Below are 16,845 nucleotides of genomic sequence, written 5' to 3'. Positions count from 1 at the left end.
TGCACATTATTTTTTCAAAAGGCTGCGGTTATGCCAATATCGGGAAGCTTTTTTGGTGCTTTCAGCATATGAGAATTTTCATACAACAGATGAGGATTTTATATTCGCAATCGTTTTCACGTCGGGCATAATAAAGACGTACCCGGTACATAACGGATACAACTAAAAAGAAATATGATCAGGAGGTCAAATAATTATGAAAAAAATCACTTCCGTTTTACTCGCCAGTGCTTTGCTGGGTGCGGCTCTGGCAGGCTGCGGCGGCAACAATAATGCCGATACAGGAAATAAAGGCAATACTGCCAAAGCCACTAACAGTGCAAACTCCGGTGCAGCCGGGGGTGAAACTCCAAAGGTCGGCGTGGCCATCTACAAATTTGACGACACGTTCATGACCGGTGTCCGCAACGCGATTGACACGGCGGCTAAAGGCATTGCTACTGTGGATATCGTAGACAGCCAAAACTCTCAGCCTACGCAGAACGACAAGGTTGACCTCTTCATCACGAAAAAATACGACGGCATGCTGATCAACCCGGTTGACCGCACAGCAGCAGGCGTAATTATCGATAAAGCCAAAACCGCGGACATTCCGGTGGTGTTCCTGAACCGTGAACCGCTTCCGGAAGATATGAAGAAATGGGACAAAGTATACTATGTCGGCGCTAAAGCAGAAGAGTCCGGCACCATGTCCGGCCAGCTGATTGTGGATTACTGGAAGGCCCACCCGGAAGCGGACAAAAACAAAGACGGCGTGCTCCAATACGTAATGCTGAAAGGCGAACCGGGACATCAGGATGCTGAGCTCCGCACCACATATTCCATCCAGGCGATTGAAGATGCCGGCATCAAGGTGGAAAAGTTAGCTGAAGATACCGCAATGTGGGACCGTGTCAAAGGGCAGGAAAAAATGGCAGCCTTCCTCGGCTCCCATGGCGACAAGATTGAAGCTGTCCTTGCCAACAACGATGACATGGCCCTCGGTGCGATCGAAGCTCTGAAGGCTGCCGGATATTTTACTGGCGACAAGTACATGCCGGTTGTAGGGGTGGACGCAACAGCTCCGGCGGTTCAAGCGCTGCAGGATGGAACCATGCTCGGTACGGTGCTGAACGATGCCAACAACCAAGGTAAAGCGGCGATTACACTGGCTGCGCTGCTAGCCAAAGGTGAAGCTCCAACCAAAGAAAACGTGGGCTTTGACATCACTGACAACCAATATGTCTGGATTTCCTACAAAAAGATCACCAAAGACAATGTAGCTGACGCTAAATAAGCTCTAACTGAATCATACCGGGGAGCGGAACATCCGTTTCCCGGAATTCCTTACGGGTAGGGACCAGGATAGAACCGCTGTGCCTCTCATGGAAAAAGAAAAAAGCGTAGGGGGCGAAACAATATGGCAAAATCTCAATTTTTGCTGGAAATGAACAATATTACCAAAGAATTTCCCGGCGTGAAGGCGCTGGACGGCGTAAGCCTCAAGGTTAGGCCGGGTTCAGTCCATGCACTTATGGGCGAAAACGGTGCAGGCAAGTCCACACTGATGAAATGTCTGTTTGGAATCTATTCACCGGATGCCGGTGAGATTTATCTGGATGGTGAAAAGGCTAGTATTACGAATTCCAATGATGCTTTGGGCCACGGAATCTCCATGATACACCAGGAGCTGCATCCCGTTCCGTTCCGCAATGTGATGGAGAATATCTGGCTGGGGCGTTTTCCGACAAAAGGCTTCGGACCGCTTCAGTTCATTGACCACAAGAAAATGTTTACTGACACTGAAAACCTTTTCAAGGATCTGGACATTGATCTGCATCCCGAAACCTTGGTGGGCAAGCTGTCCGTATCCAAAATCCAATCGATCGAAATCGCCAAAGCTGTCTCTTTTCATTCGCGGGTTATTGTGATGGATGAACCGACTTCGTCGCTGACCAGCGTGGAGGTGGAGCATTTGTTCCGGATTATCCGGGATCTGCAAAAAAGAGGCGTAGCCATTATTTATATATCGCACAAAATGGAAGAAATTCTTGAAATCTCTGACGAAGTGACGATCATGCGTGACGGTAAAAAAATCGGCACCTGGCCTTCGGCGGAGCTGACCACAGATCTGATTATCTCCAGAATGGTCGGCCGTGACCTCACCAACCGGTTCCCGGAACGCCAGAACGTTCCAGGTGAAGTTTTTCTCAAAGTGGAAGGGCTTACATCGACAGAACCCCGCTCGTTCAAGGATGTATCCTTTGAGCTCAGACGCGGTGAAATTCTCGGCGTTGGCGGTCTGGTCGGCGCCCAGCGGACAGAGGTTATCGAAGCCCTGTTCGGCCTGCGGTCCATTAAATCCGGTAGCATCTCCATCGGGGGCAAAAAGGTCAACATACAATCGCCGCAGGATGCCAAAAGGCACGGGCTGGCCCTGCTCACCGAAGAGCGCCGTGTAACTGGTATTTTCCCGGTGTTGTCGGTTCATGAGAACGGGGCGATTGCCAATCTGGATCATTACAAAACTCCGTACTTCCTGCTTGACGGCAAGAAGAAGAAAGCAGAAGTCGATAAAATGATCGAAAAACTGCGCACCAAGACACCAACCACCAAAACGCAGATTATGAATCTGTCAGGGGGCAATCAGCAAAAGGTGCTGCTGGCCAGATGGCTGCTCACCGAGCCGGAGGTTCTGCTGCTGGATGAACCCACCCGCGGAATAGATGTCGGCGCCAAGTTCGAGATTTATTCGATCATCGCCGACCTGGCGAAGCAGGGCAAAAGCATTATTATGATCTCTTCTGAAATGCCGGAGCTGCTTGGAATGTCCGACCGCGTAATGGTCATGTCGGAAGGCAGGCTTACTGGAATATTAGAAGGCGACCAGGCTACGGAAACCGAAGTTATGCGTCTCGCTGCACAGCATTAAGGGGGAAACTACTAATGAACGTTAAAAAAGCTCAATCCTTTGTCACTCAGAATGCGATTTATATCGTATTGGTCCTGCTAATTCTAGGTATTATCATTTATGAGCCAAGCTTTATGTCCATCAACACCCTGCGCGATGTGCTGATTCAGTCGTCAACCCGCGTCATCATCGCCCTTGGTGTGGCTTTTATTCTGATCACGGCCGGTACGGACTTGTCCGCGGGGCGTGTCGTAGGCTTCACAGCAGTGATCTCCGCTTCCATGCTGCAAATCCCGGATTATTCCCGCCGTTTCTTCCCGGATATGCCGCAGGTGCAGGTATGGCTGCCCATTCTTATCGCCATCGTTGCCGGTCTTCTCTGCGGTCTGATCAATGGTATCATTGTTTCCAAGCTTAATGTTCCGCCATTTATCGCCACACTGGGCACGATGCTGATCGTCTACGGTCTGAACTCCCTGTACTTTGATATGGACCCGAACCAATCGCAGCCGATTGGCGGCCTGCGTCCTGACTTCACCAAAATCGGCTCCGGTTTTATTGGCAGTGGACAATATTCTATACCCTACATTGTCATCATCGCCCTGGTAGTCGCCGCCATTGTCTGGGTGCTGTTCAACAAAACCAAGCTGGGCAAAAACATGTACGCCATCGGCGGCAATATGCAGGCTGCCAAGGTGTCCGGGATCAATGTATCCAAGAACCTGATCTACATCTATGCTATCGCCGGCGCCCTTTATGGTCTGGCTGGTGTGCTTGAGGCGGCCAGAACAGGCGGCGCTACGAACAACTATGGCAACATGTACGAGCTGGACGCCATCGCAGCCTGTGTAGTCGGGGGCGTATCCACTACAGGCGGTATCGGTACGGTGCCAGGCGTTCTCGTCGGTGTTATTATTTTCACCCTGATCAACTACGGCCTGACCTTTATTGGCATCAGCCCGTATTACCAATTGATTATCAAGGGTCTGATCATCATTGCTGCGGTATCGTTTGACATGCGGAAATATTCGTCGAAGAAGTAAGCGAAGTGTTGAGGGGAAGAGTTGAGGGAGTGTGTTGAGGGAAAAGTGCTTGAGGTGATAAGGGTGTGGCTGCGGGTAGTGTTTGGGCTTCCGGCCGCTGTTGTCAGCAGATTTCTTGATTGAACCGCTATTCTCGGTTGAAATCCGAGGACTAGCTTATGCTTCCGATGCGAGCTTTCCTTTGGAAAGCTTTCAGGCGGACGCTATCGCTCCTACAGTTCCAAACCTCCCCTCCGCCACTTGCATCACCTAAGGTAGCTCCATCCGCGGACTGAAGCGGACAGAGGAGCCCTTATTTTGCCAAAAATCTTACTTTTTCTGCTGTTACGGACTCAGGAGCCGTTATAACGTTCGATGGAGCCTGAAATAAAGGGGAAAGGGAGAAATAAAGGCATCTCCGTTGTCCTGCGGAATAGCCGAATCTTCTATCCATAACGGCTCTCCTGTCCGTAACGGCTGCGGATCGATCACGAAGGAATAGGGCGATCCGTCTTTATCGGCTTCTTCGCAGGTGCTAGTTGGAAAAAGGGAACTTATTTTTCCGAAAATCAAGAAATCCTGAGTGTTAAGTGGAAAAAGTAAACTTAATTGGGCCAATTTTCTTGTCTAATCTCGAAATGGGCTGAATTAGTGTCCCTTTTTCCACTTAGATCTGCCGAAGATAGGGTACTCCGCAAATTAGTGTCCCTTTTTCCACTTAAAAAGTTGCCGTAGGATTCACGGGGAGTCGTTCTCCAGGTAACGCTAGAACCAAGACGGCTGCGCTGTCCCGTGGAGGATGGTACAGCCGTTTTTGTTCTATATAATTTCCTCCACGAACGTGCCTGGCCACGCACATAAATCCGCCCTTGCCCATATCCTGTAGGCATAAGGCTATGGCAAAGGGGAGCGAATGAATGCTGAGGATCATATTAAATGAGCTGATCAAAGGCTGGGATAACGGCCTCGTGCAGACAGAGGTGTGGCGTTGGGACGGAATCGGCTGGAACGAGTGTATTCCCCAGCAGGAAGAGGATTTTATCCGGGCGGATGAAGATTTGTTCGTAACGATCCCTGCTGTGGCGGGCTTATACCGGGTGGATTACTCCCGGAAACCGCTCGAACCGCTGCTTGTTCTCCCGGAGGTGGAGGAGAGTGCGCTGAGGGCAGAACTGCTGCACCCGGCGCCTTTTAAGCTGAAAGAGGGCACGCTCTGGGGTTATATCAACAATGAGGGCAAGACAGCCATCGAGCCACGGTACGATTATGCCGAGGAATTTCAGGCGAACGGGCTGGCTGTTGTGCAGCGTAAGGACAAAAGCGGACTGATTGACAGCACCGGCAGGGAAAAAGTGAAACCGGTGTATTCCTTTATCGCCCCGTTTTCTGAAGGCAGAGCTGTGGTCTCGGATGCAAAAGGTTATACCCTGATTGACGAGAAGGGCAAAGAGGTCACTCCGGCGCGGGCGGATTATTTGAATTCGCTGCAGGAAGGGCGGGCACTGTTCTCCAAACAGAGTACAACCGGCAAATCCCTTTACGGCTATTGGGATGCGCAGGGGAAAGAGGTGCTGCCAGCCGTTTATGAGGATGCCGGTGATTTCGCCGCCGGGTCTGCTCTGGTTAAAATCAAAGACGGCGAGTATGCCCTGATCGATCCGCAGGGGGCTGTATTGCATACGTACCATCATCCTTTTGTCGGCTACCCGGGTGACGGGCTGCTCGCCTTTCAGGCGGAGGAGAACGGTAAATACGGCTACCTTCGTACAGACGGCACAATAGCGGTACAACCGCAGTTTTCGGCAGCGCTGCCTTTTTCCGGAGGAAGAGCGGTGGTCAATACAGCATCAGACTATGGCAATGCCTACGGTCTTATTGACAAGCAGGGCAAACAGATCATCCCGGCCACCTATTATGAAGTGCTGCAGCTTGGCGAAGACCGGGTAGCACTTGGAACCCCGCTGATTGCCTCCCAGCCTTACCGGGGATCGCGGTACGGTATTGCAGACGCAGTGACAGGGAGAATCCTCAGCAGCCATCCTCTGCTCGGCGTGAACAATTATCAGAACGGCCTGGCGTCCGTATATGATACCCAGAATACTTATTTTATCGATAAAAGCGGCAAAAAGGCTGCCCAGCCTCCGGTCCTCCCCGGCTCCGGGACACTCTCCTTCAGCGGCAGTCTGATCCGGGCAGATGTAGACCTGCGGACGTCTTATTATGACCGGAGAGGCAAGCAGATATGGAGGCAAAACGGTGTGATACCGCTCCGGCCGCCCTATTCCGTGCTGGAGAAGAAATACAAGCCGAACAGAGACTATCTGGTGTACTATCCGGTGGTGGAAGGCATCGCCATTACGGATGTGTCCAGAGAAGTGAATGATAAGCTGCGGAGTCTTTCTCTGGCCGAAGGAGCGGGAACGGGAGGGGGAACGCAAGACTTCAGTTATACAGGCGATTTCGCCGTATCCTTTTTCCGGAAGGTTTTGCTGGTGTTGGAGCTAAGCGGGTACCGTTATCCGTTTGGAGCGGCCCATGGCATGCCTACGCGGATATATACACACATCAATCTGAAGAACGGCAGGTTTTACCGGCTCGGTGACTTGTTCAAGCCAGGCAGCAAATATGTGCAGAAGCTGAGTGATATCGTCGGCAAGCAGATTGCGAACGATCCGCAGTATGATTATGTTTTCCCCAATACTTATAAAGGCATTTCCGCTGATCAGCCGTTTTATGTAGATGGAGAGGCACTTTACCTGTATTTTGCCCCGTATGAAATCGCGCCGTATGCCGCCGGGTTCCCGACCTTCCGTATTCCGTATGCAGAGATTATGGGCCTGATCTCAACCGAAGGTGAATTCTGGCAGTCCTTTCATTAAAAAAGCTCTATACGGTTTTGTTGTTCTATTAATCTCCAGAATTTAGAAGCGCACTGCTGATAGATTTGTGTTACAATGACTGAGGAACAAATTACAACTTTGTAATATTTGATTCAGCAGCTCTTGGCAGCCCACAATACAACACGAATAAGGAGATGGCAGAATGAAGAGCAAGACTTTAAGAGCGATGTTAGGGGGAAGTGTAGCAGCTGTTATGGCGCTTAGCATTTCTCTACCATTACAGGCAAATGCAGCATCCGAAGTTCAGACCGTGACCCTGAAGACTGACAGCTTCGCAAAATTTATGGAATATCTGCAACAATATAGCGATAATGGATTTTCGTTTGACGGATCCACGGTAACCATTACCAAGCCTCAGCCAGTTGTCACTACCAAACCGGCACCTGCCGTGCCAACAGCTCCAGCCAAACCGGCGGCAACACCAGCGCCAACAGCCAAGCCAGCGGCTACACCGGCGCCAACAGCTCAACCTGCAGCGCCAGCAGCAACAGCTAAGCCTGCAGCAACTCCTGCAGCTCCGGCAGTAGCGGATACCACAGGAACCGCTGCCTTTACCCAGCAGATTGTAACGCTGGTCAACAAGGAACGTGCCGCAGCCGGACTTTCGCCAGTCTCCGCTTTGGCCAGCCTGAACAAAGTTGCCGCAGCCAAAGCCACAGACATGCGCACAAATAATTATTTCTCCCATACCTCTCCTACGTATGGATCACCTTTTGACATGATGTCTGCATTTGGAGTTACTTACCAGTACGCCGGCGAGAACATCGCCATGGGGCAGCGGACGCCTCAGGAAGTTATGACCGCCTGGATGAACAGTGCAGGACACCGCGCCAACATTTTAAGTGCCAATTTCAATTATATCGGCGTCGGTTTTGATAACAATTACTGGGTTCAGGAATTCATCGGCAAGTAAAAATTGTATGCTGCAGGCAGACCCTGGCTGCTTCAGCATATATAACCGTCCTCCGGTGCAGCCGGGGGGCTTTTTTTGCTATGAGAGCATTTGCAAATTGCACATAGAAGAATTATGTTTATCTACATAGTTAAGAAGTTTGTAAATTGTGGAACAATGCAGAATAGAACGGCATACGGGGGGATAGCTTTTGAACGATTCCAAATGGACCTGGCGGGCAGTCAGCCTGATTTCCATCGCGGCTACAATTCTTTTGCTGGGCGGGTTTGTTTATGCAGTAAAGGATATCTTGTATCCCAGAGGGGAAGCCTTGCTGACCACTTTACCGCAGGAAACAGCAGCTCCAGCTGCTGCAGCTGACGGAGTGATCAAAATAGTGGCATTAGGGGACTCTCTGGCTAAGGGAACGGGCGATAACGAGGGAAGCGGCTTCGTAAAGCGCACAATAGACGGCCTGACAGCTAAAGGCAACAAGGCGAATCTGGTCGGCAATCTGGGGATCAACGGCATGACCACAGCAGGACTGCAGAGCAGGCTCCAGCAGGAAGGCGTGAAGTACGCGCTGCGCCAGTCCAACGTGATCCTGGTCTCCATCGGCGGGAATGATCTGTTCAGGGGCTCCGACCTTTTGGGGAGCAGCAGGAAAGGCCAGCAAATAGCGACACCGGAAACGGAAAATACAGGCAGTGGAAGCGCAGGTGCCAGTGCAAGTTCGGGGTCAGGTGTCGGCGAGGGGATGACTGAAGGCGCTGAGGGCGCGGAGGACCTAACCCCCGAATCGCTGCTGGCCGCTCTTCCGGAAGCGGCCAAACGGCTGAATACGATACTGGAACGCATTGCGGAGATTAATCCTGAGGCACAGATTTTTTATATGGGGCTCTATAACCCCTTCGGAGATATTCCTGAGCTGCTTGTACCGGGCAATCAGGCGGTAACTGCCTGGAATAATGCGGCGATGGATATTATTAATAAGCACAGCAATATGACGCTTGTCCCGACCTTTGATTTGTTCAACCGCCATCTGGACAAGTATTTATCGAGCGACCATTTTCATCCGAATGGCGATGGTTACCAGCGGATGAGCGAGCGGATCGTACAGGCAGTGCAGTAAGCCGCATGAACAGTGAACAGGACACAGAAATGGAGAACAGGGGGCTGTGAGAAGGATGACAAAAGATCAAAGCGGCGGCTCCGGAACCGTAGTGCTGTCAGTAGAGGGTGTCCGCAAAAAGATAGGCCGCAAATGGATTATTGACGATGTAACCTTTGATGTGCGGGAGGGCGAAGTTTTTGGGTTTCTCGGTCCGAATGGAGCCGGTAAAACGACCACGATCCGCATGCTTGTGGATTTGATCCGTCCCAGTGAGGGGGAAATTACCGTATGCGGCTATAATGTGAACCGGCAGCCCGAAAAAGCGCTGCAATATGTCGGCTCCATTGTGGAGAACCCGGAGGTATACACCTACCTGACCGGGTGGGAGAACCTGCAGCATTTTGCCCGGATGCAGCCGGGAGTCGACAAGGCCCGCATTGATGAGGTCGTGGATATTGTCCGGCTGGATCAGCGGATTCACGATAAGGTGAGCACGTATTCGCTCGGTATGCGCCAGCGTCTGGGGATTGCCCAAGCGCTTCTCGGACGGCCCCGGCTGCTGATTCTGGATGAACCGACAAACGGGCTTGACCCCAAAGGAATCAAGGAACTGCGGGAATTCATCCGCCAGCTTGCCGCTGAAGGGCTGGCCGTATTTGTCTCCAGCCATCTGCTGAGCGAAATTCAGCTGCTGTGTGACCGGGTGGCAATTATCAGCAAAGGACGGGTGCTGGCTGTAGGCGGAGTTGAGGATCTGGTCGCCCGTAATTCTCCTTATGTACTCTGGGAACTGGAACCGCTAAGCAGGGCAAAGAAGATCCTCGGCAGCCGGCCGGATATTTCACTGATGGAGCTGGATGAGGTGACGCTGGACGATTCCATTATTGCCGGAATGGGGGCGAATTCACTGGTTACGGTGATGGAGGAGGATTTGATCCCAGAAATTGTAGCCGTGCTGGTTACAGCTGAGGTGGAAGTAAGAGCCGTGCATAAAATCAATCCCACACTGGAACAGCTATTCTTGAAGCTAACGGAAGGTGAAACTATTGACTAGCCTGATACCGCTCATCCGCAATGAGTGCCTGAAAATAATAAAAAAGAAGCGTTTCTACATCATTTTGCTCATTCTGGTTGTTCTCGTGCCTATGTTCACCTATGCACAGATGCGGATTGCCGACCGCAACAAGGATAAGTTCAATTCGGACTGGAGGCTGGAGATCCAGCAGCAGATTACGGATAATCAGAATTCGCTGGGCAGCGACCGGATTCCGGAGGAATGGAAGTCGTACCGGAAAATATTTGTCCAGCAGCTGCAATATTATCTGGATCATGATGTGAACCCCAACGAACCCAGCGGGGTAACCTTCACCCGGGAGTTCCTGGACAATTCGGTATCCCTGTTCATTCCGCTGCTGATTATGGCTGTGGCCTCCGATCTGGTGTCTGGAGAGCGGACCACCGGTACCATCAAAATGCTATTGACCCGCCCGGTGAAGCGCTGGAAGGTGCTGTTCAGCAAAATGGCAGCACTGTTGATGTTTGTTTCGCTCATTGTGCTCGCAGCTTTCGTGATCAGCTACCTTATCTCGGGTCTTGCTTTTGGCTATAAGGGATTTAATGTGCCTGTCTTTACGGGTTTTCAGCTGAATGGAGATACCGTAGATATGTCTGCCGTGCATGCGGTGCCGCAGTGGAAATATCTGCTGATGCAAGGCGGCCTGATTTGGTTCGTGAGCGTAGTTGTTGCGCTCCTGGCCTTTATGGTGTCCGTGCTTGTCCGCAGCACAGCCGCAAGTATTGTCGTAATGATGGCGGCGCTGATTGCCGGCACCATTCTGACCAATATGGCTTCGGCGTGGACGACGGCCAAATATTTATTTATGGTCAACCTGGGTCTGACCGGGTATTTGGCCGGTTCCCCCGCCCCGATTGAGGGGATGACGCTGTCTTTTTCCATGGGTGTGCTGGCCGTTTGGGGGATTCTTTCAGTGATCATTTCATTCGCCGTCTTTACGAAACGGGATATTTTGAATTAGAATGTACAAAGTGAACCAAAACGTTTGTTTGCATTTCGCAGATAGAGAAAGAAGGAGGAGCATGAATGCTCGAACAGATCGATATGTTTGCAAAAGTCTCCAAGAACGGCAGCACAGCCGGAACTGGATACGATGCTGACGACATTCAGGTGCTCGAAGGTCTGGTTGCAGTACGCAAACGGCCCGGCATGTATATCGGCAGTACGAGTTCTTCGGGACTGCACCATCTGGTATGGGAAATCGTAGATAACGCCGTAGATGAGCATTTGGCTAAATTTTGCTCGAAGATTGATATTACACTCCGCAAGGACGGCTCGGTGACCGTGCTCGACAACGGACGCGGAATTCCAACCGGAATGCACAAGACCGGAGTGCCTACACCGCAGGTGGTGTTTACGATCCTGCACGCAGGCGGCAAATTCGGCGGCTCCGGCTATAAGAAATCCGGCGGTCTGCACGGCGTAGGGGCTTCGGTCACGAACGCCTTGTCCGAGTGGCTGGAAGTTGAAATATACCGGGACGGCAAAATCCACCGCCAGCGCTTTGAATATTGGGTAGACAAAAGCGGCAAGGAGCATGTCGGTGAGCCCGTAACGGGACTCGAAATTCTGGGGAATACGAATAAGACCGGATCGAAGATTACGTTCAAGCCGGATATCCGTGTCTTTCCAAACGGCATCGCCCTGAATTATGATACGCTGGCGGAACGGGTGCAGGAGATTGCATTTCTGAATTCCGGGCTGCGCATCATACTGACGGATGAGCGCAGCGGCCGCCAGGATGAATACTTTTATGAAGGCGGGGCCAGCCAGTTCGTGCAGTTCCTTAATGAGGGCAAGGACGTGCTGCATGATGTGATTCATTTCAGCTCCGAGAAGGATGATATTGAAGTTGAGGTTGCCCTGCAGTACAATGCCGGATATACCGAAACGCTGGCATCCTTCGTGAACTCAATTCCGACCCGCAGCGGCGGCACGCATGAGACGGGCTTCAAGACTGCCTATACCCGTGTGCTGAATGAATATGCCCGCCGGACCCAGCTGCTCAAGGAAAAGGACAAGAACCTGGAGGGCAATGATCTGCGCGAGGGCATGATGGCAGTCATCAGCGTCAAGATGGCCGAGGTGGAGTTCGTCGGACAGACCAAGGACCAGCTGGGCAGCGCCTCCGCGCGCAGTGCCGTGGATTATATCGTGGCCGAGAATATGGCCCGTTTTCTGGAAGAGAATCCGCAGGTGGCACAGAGCCTGCTGAAGAAGTCGATTCAGGCCTCGAAGGCGCGGGAAGCCGCGCGCAAGGCCCGCGATGAGATCCGCAGCGGCAAAAAACGCAGCGAAAGCTCGAACCTTGGCGGCAAGCTGTCGCCTGCACAGTCCAAGGACGTGACACGCACAGAGCTGTTCATTGTCGAAGGCGATTCTGCCGGAGGCTCAGCCAAGCAGGGCCGGGATTCCAAGATTCAGGCCATCCTGCCTTTGAAGGGCAAGCCGATGAATTCGGAGAAGGCCAAGCTGCTGGATGTGCTCAAGAACGACGAATTCAAGGCGATTATTGCCACCATCGGTGCAGGGATCGGGCCGGATTTTGCCGTAGAAGACAGCAATTATTCCAAGATCATCATCATGACCGATGCCGATACGGACGGGGCGCATATCCAGGTGCTGCTGCTGACCTTTTTCTACCGTTATATGAAGCCGCTGATCGATGCTGGCAAAGTCTATATCGCCCAGCCGCCGCTCTATAAGCTGACGCGCAAATCGGGCAAGCTGGAGACGGTGCGCTACGCCTGGAGCGACGAGGAGCTGGCGAACTACCTGAAGGAATTCGGGAAAAATTTCGAGCTGCAGCGCTACAAGGGACTGGGTGAAATGAACCCGGAACAGCTGTGGGAGACCACGATGAATCCGGAGTCGCGCAATCTGCTGCAGGTGCAGATCGAGGACGCCGCCAAGGCCGAACGCCGTGTATCTACGCTGATGGGCGACAAGGTGGACCCGCGCAAACGCTGGATTGTCGAGAATGTCGACTTTACGGAGATTGAGGAATAGCAAGCTTAGTCGAAACCGGATATGGAGTGTCTTCCGTGATTCTCCCGTGCCGCTGGTCCGGCAGCATGATTTCATAAAGGTGCCGGGGCACAGCGTGGCACAGAAATGTGTTTTTTCGGATAGCGACGAAAATTCCGAGTTTGGAATAGCTTGGTGATGAAAGGAGCAAAGGGGAATTTTGGAACTGGAGGAGCGGTAGCGTCCGCCTTTGTCTCCGGATTTCCACCGCGAACGCGGTATAAATTGAAGAAATCTGGAGACAACAGCGGCCGGAAGTCCAAACATTCCCCGCAGTGACGAGGATATCACCACACTATTTTTGAGTTGGACAGATTGAGGAACAGAAGGTGAGCGAATGAGCAGTTTATCAGAACAGTTTTTGCCGGCTTTTCTGGAAGAGGTCGTCGGTGACCGCTTTGGCCGGTATTCCAAATATATTATTCAGGACCGGGCGATCCCGGATGTCCGCGACGGGCTGAAGCCCGTGCAGCGCCGGATTCTCTATGCGATGTATGATTCGGGCAATACCCCGGACAAGCCATACCGCAAGTCCGCCAAGACGGTCGGGGATGTAATGGGGAATTATCATCCGCACGGAGACTCCTCCATCTATGAGGGGATGGTGCGGATGGCACAGCCCTGGAAGATGGGCCACGTGCTTATAGACGGCCACGGGAACTGGGGTTCCATGGATGATGACCCGGCAGCAGCGATGCGTTACACGGAAGCGCGGCTGTCCCCGATCGCGATGGAGATGATGCGCGATATCGAGAAGCGCACCGTACTCTTCAAGGACAACTTTGACAATACGGCCAAAGAGCCGGTGGTGGTTCCTTCACGGTACCCGAATCTGCTGGTCAACGGGACCAGCGGCATCTCGGCCGGGTTTGCGACGGAAATTCCTCCTCATAATCTGCGTGAGGTTATTGACGCATGTATCGCCGTCATGCAGAAGCCGGATATTGCGCTGGAGGACATCATGACCTTTATCAAAGGTCCGGATTTTCCGACAGGCGGAACCATTATGGGCGGCGAGGGCATCATGGATGCTTACCGTACCGGCAAAGGGCGCATCTACTTGCGCTCCAAAACGGAAATCGAGAATCTGCGCGGCGGGAAGCAGCAGATTGTGATTACCGAGGTGCCGTTCCAGATCGTAAAATCGCGGCTGGTCACCTCCATGGAGAATATCCGTCTGGAGAAAAAGATCGAAGGCATCGCTGAAGTCCGCGACGAGAGCGGACGCGATGGCCTCCGGATCGTAGTCGAGCTTAAGAAAGAGGCGGATGCCCAGGGCATCCTGGCTTACCTGCTCAAAAAAACCGACCTGCAGGTTACTTATAATTTCAACATGGTGGCAATCGTCAACAAGTCCCCACAGCAGCTTGGCCTCAAAGCCATCCTGGAGGCTTACATAGCCCACCAACGCGAGGTGGTAACCCACCGCACCCAATTCGATCTGGAAAAAGCGGAGGACCGCGCCCACGTCCTGGAGGGGCTGGTCAAAGCGCTGAACATTCTGGATGAGGTCATCGCCGCCATCAAAGCGTCGAAAAACCGCCAGGATGCCCAGAACAACCTGGTCTGGATGTTCGGCTTCAGTGAACGCCAGGCGGATTCGATCCTCACCTTGCAGCTGTACAGATTAACCAATCTGGAAATTCATTCGCTCCAGAAGGAGCTGGACGAAATGAATGCCCGCATTGCCGTGCTGAAGGGAATTCTGGAGAGTGACAAGAAATTGATCGCCGTAATCCGGAAAGAGCTGATTGAAATCCGCGACAAATACGGCATCGACCGCCGCTCGCTCATCCAGGGCGAAGTGGAGGAGCTTAAAGTCAGCCTCGAAGTGCTCGTCAACGCCGAGGATGTTCTTGTAGCTCTCTCAGCGGACGGATACATCAAACGGACCGGCATGCTGTCCTTTACCCGGTCAGGCGGTGAACGGAATGCCTCGGGTGTGAAGGAAGGCGACCATATCGTCAGGCTGATGGACCTGAATACCCGGGACAGCCTGCTTGTGTTCACCCGCAAAGGCCAATATTTCCTGCTTCCGGTCCATCAGATCCCGGAATTTAAATGGAAAGAGCCGGGTACGGCGATCGTCAACGTGATTGGCCTCGCCAAGGGGGACGGGATTGCCAGTATCCTGCCGGTGGGCAATATGGATGATCCTGGAGCCAGCCTGGTCTTCGTCACGCGCAAGGGTCAGGTGAAGCGTACAGAGCTCAAGGAATACTCTACCAGCCGCTCAGGGGCCGTTGCAGCCTGCAAGGTGGCTGAAGGGGATGAGGTCCTTACAGTGGCGCTGAGCAGCGGTGACAAGGAGATTGTGCTGGTGACCCGTGAAGGCATGAGCATCCGATTCCGTGAGAACGAAGTGAACCCTATGGGCCGTGTGGCCAGCGGGGTGAGGGGAATACAATTGCGTGAAGGGGACGAGGTGGTCTCCTGCTTCTGGGTCAATGAAGATGAAGGCGAAATTCTGGCTGTAACCGAAATCGGCTATGCCAAACGCACGCTCCTGCTGGATTATCCTGCACAGAGCCGGGGCGGCAAAGGCATGCCAACCTTCGAATTCAAGGAAGGCAAACGTGTCCGCCCGAACGGCAGCAGAATTTCCGGTGCCTTCTATTGCCGGGAACCGCTGGAGCTGGTGGCCATTACCCGCGAGGGGGCAACGCATTCCTTCTCCTCTGAATCGGCACCGCTCAGCGAACGCCGTTCGATAGGGAAGCAGCTTGTGTCCGTAGAGAAAAAGGACGAGATTATAAGCCTGTTCCCGGCGATCAAATAACCTGTGATTCGTTATTCCAGCAATGGGTGAAGAAATGAACGGTGTCCGGAACCTCCCTGCGGAGATGACGGGCACCGTTTTAAGGTATACCCGCAGTACCAGAATCATAGTCCAAAGGATTCATTTTTAGCTGGCAGCGGGCTATTTATTTTTTTCTTTTGCAGGAAATGGAAGTTATCTCGCGAAAATGTAGTTATAGCGTCCCGACAGGATACCATCCCTATTGATCTAGAAAGGAAGGAATAAGTGTGCACTCCACTGAATTCAGTAAGATCTGGCATAAATTATTGAAGGATTACAAGTTACATATGGATAGCAACCTTGCCCCTACACTTACAGATGCCCAACTCACCGTACTGGAATTACTGCAGGAACGTGACGCGATGAAGCCTTCCGATCTGGCTCCGCATCTGGCGACCAGCCCGGCAGCGGTAACGATGCTGCTGGACCGGATGGAGAAGCATGGCCTGATTGTCCGGGAGCGTGATGCTGCCGACCGGCGGATTGTATGGGTAAGCATCACGGAGACGGGCAAGCGGGAGACTGAGCGCGGGCTTCAGATCCGCAGTGATTTTTTTGCCGAAGCACTGGACCCGATTTCCTCCCATAACCAGCAGCTCCTGCTCTATCTGATGGGAAAAATGGTCGTCGCTCCAACACCGGAGGGCTCAACCCCCTAAGATGTGTTTTCAAGCAATACAAAAAAGTTGATAAATTGAAAGGTGCCGACGGTGCAGAAGCAAGCGGTTCCATCTGCAGCATGAAGTGGACAGAGAAGACGTTATTTTGAGAAAAACACACCTTTTCCGGATCATTCTGACTCAGGAGCCATTATATTGTTCTTTCGGGCCCAAAATGAGGGAGGGCTGGTCAAATAACGGAATCTGTGTCCGCTTGAGCTATGAAATCGCCAGATCTGCCTCATTAACGGATCTGCTGTCCGCATCCAAACGAGGGAAGGGAACGGAACGGTAATGTGCCCGCTAAGGACACCGGCGTAAGCCACACACCAGCAATGCTCCTAACCTCGTATTATAGGCGGGAAGCTTGCACCATGTACAACAATATGGGCTCTAGGCACTTCAAATGGGTAAAGATATTGCACCATGTACAACAATCTTCGCTCAAAGCACTCATAATGGGCAA

Annotated in this window: 11 protein-coding genes; all 11 read left to right on the top strand. The window is 52.4% G+C overall.

All coding sequences use genetic code 11. From position 1 onward, the window contains the following. Nucleotides 1–196 precede the first annotated feature (196 nt). On the top strand, nucleotides 197–1,276 hold the full coding sequence (locus PRIO_RS21670; protein WP_020431266.1) for a galactose ABC transporter substrate-binding protein: 1,080 nt from the start codon (nucleotides 197–199) through the stop codon (nucleotides 1,274–1,276). A gap of 123 nt (nucleotides 1,277–1,399) precedes the next feature. Then, a complete protein-coding gene (locus tag PRIO_RS21665; RefSeq protein ID WP_020431267.1) occupies nucleotides 1,400–2,911 on the top strand; it encodes a sugar ABC transporter ATP-binding protein in 1,512 nt (503 codons plus the stop codon). A gap of 14 nt (nucleotides 2,912–2,925) precedes the next feature. Further along, the gene (gene mglC / locus PRIO_RS21660) at nucleotides 2,926–3,933 is read left to right on the top strand and encodes a galactose/methyl galactoside ABC transporter permease MglC (RefSeq protein WP_025708391.1); all 1,008 of its coding nucleotides are present in this window, start codon (nucleotides 2,926–2,928) and stop codon (nucleotides 3,931–3,933) included. A gap of 896 nt (nucleotides 3,934–4,829) precedes the next feature. Next, the gene (locus PRIO_RS21655) at nucleotides 4,830–6,791 is read left to right on the top strand and encodes a WG repeat-containing protein (RefSeq protein WP_046504652.1); all 1,962 of its coding nucleotides are present in this window, start codon (nucleotides 4,830–4,832) and stop codon (nucleotides 6,789–6,791) included. A gap of 163 nt (nucleotides 6,792–6,954) precedes the next feature. Then, the gene (locus PRIO_RS34430; RefSeq protein WP_046504648.1) at nucleotides 6,955–7,725 is read left to right on the top strand and encodes a CAP domain-containing protein; all 771 of its coding nucleotides are present in this window, start codon (nucleotides 6,955–6,957) and stop codon (nucleotides 7,723–7,725) included. Between the two features lie 190 nt (nucleotides 7,726–7,915). After that, complete coding sequence (locus PRIO_RS21645) at nucleotides 7,916–8,836, top strand: GDSL-type esterase/lipase family protein (RefSeq protein WP_020429128.1); 921 nt, start codon at nucleotides 7,916–7,918, stop codon at nucleotides 8,834–8,836. Between the two features lie 55 nt (nucleotides 8,837–8,891). Further along, the gene (locus tag PRIO_RS21640; RefSeq protein ID WP_020429129.1) at nucleotides 8,892–9,872 is read left to right on the top strand and encodes an ABC transporter ATP-binding protein; all 981 of its coding nucleotides are present in this window, start codon (nucleotides 8,892–8,894) and stop codon (nucleotides 9,870–9,872) included. Beyond that, complete coding sequence (locus PRIO_RS21635; RefSeq protein WP_020429130.1) at nucleotides 9,865–10,854, top strand: ABC transporter permease; 990 nt, start codon at nucleotides 9,865–9,867, stop codon at nucleotides 10,852–10,854. Before PRIO_RS21640 ends, PRIO_RS21635 begins: the two co-directional genes overlap by 8 nt. A gap of 65 nt (nucleotides 10,855–10,919) precedes the next feature. Continuing rightward, on the top strand, nucleotides 10,920–12,902 hold the full coding sequence (parE, locus tag PRIO_RS21630) for a DNA topoisomerase IV subunit B (protein ID WP_020429131.1): 1,983 nt from the start codon (nucleotides 10,920–10,922) through the stop codon (nucleotides 12,900–12,902). Nucleotides 12,903–13,257: 355 nt separating this feature from the next. Then, nucleotides 13,258–15,699 (top strand): DNA gyrase subunit A, encoded by a 2,442-nt coding sequence (gene gyrA, locus PRIO_RS21625; RefSeq protein WP_020429132.1) that lies wholly within the window; start codon nucleotides 13,258–13,260, stop codon nucleotides 15,697–15,699. Nucleotides 15,700–15,947: 248 nt separating this feature from the next. Continuing rightward, on the top strand, nucleotides 15,948–16,379 hold the full coding sequence (locus tag PRIO_RS21620) for a MarR family winged helix-turn-helix transcriptional regulator (RefSeq protein WP_020429133.1): 432 nt from the start codon (nucleotides 15,948–15,950) through the stop codon (nucleotides 16,377–16,379). The last annotated feature ends 466 nt before the right edge of the window (nucleotides 16,380–16,845 follow it).

Origin of the sequence: Paenibacillus riograndensis SBR5 (assembly GCF_000981585.1) — a bacterium.
GTDB classification, from domain to species: domain Bacteria; phylum Bacillota; class Bacilli; order Paenibacillales; family Paenibacillaceae; genus Paenibacillus_AQ; species Paenibacillus_AQ riograndensis.
This window is presented reverse-complemented; position numbering and strand designations above follow the sequence as displayed.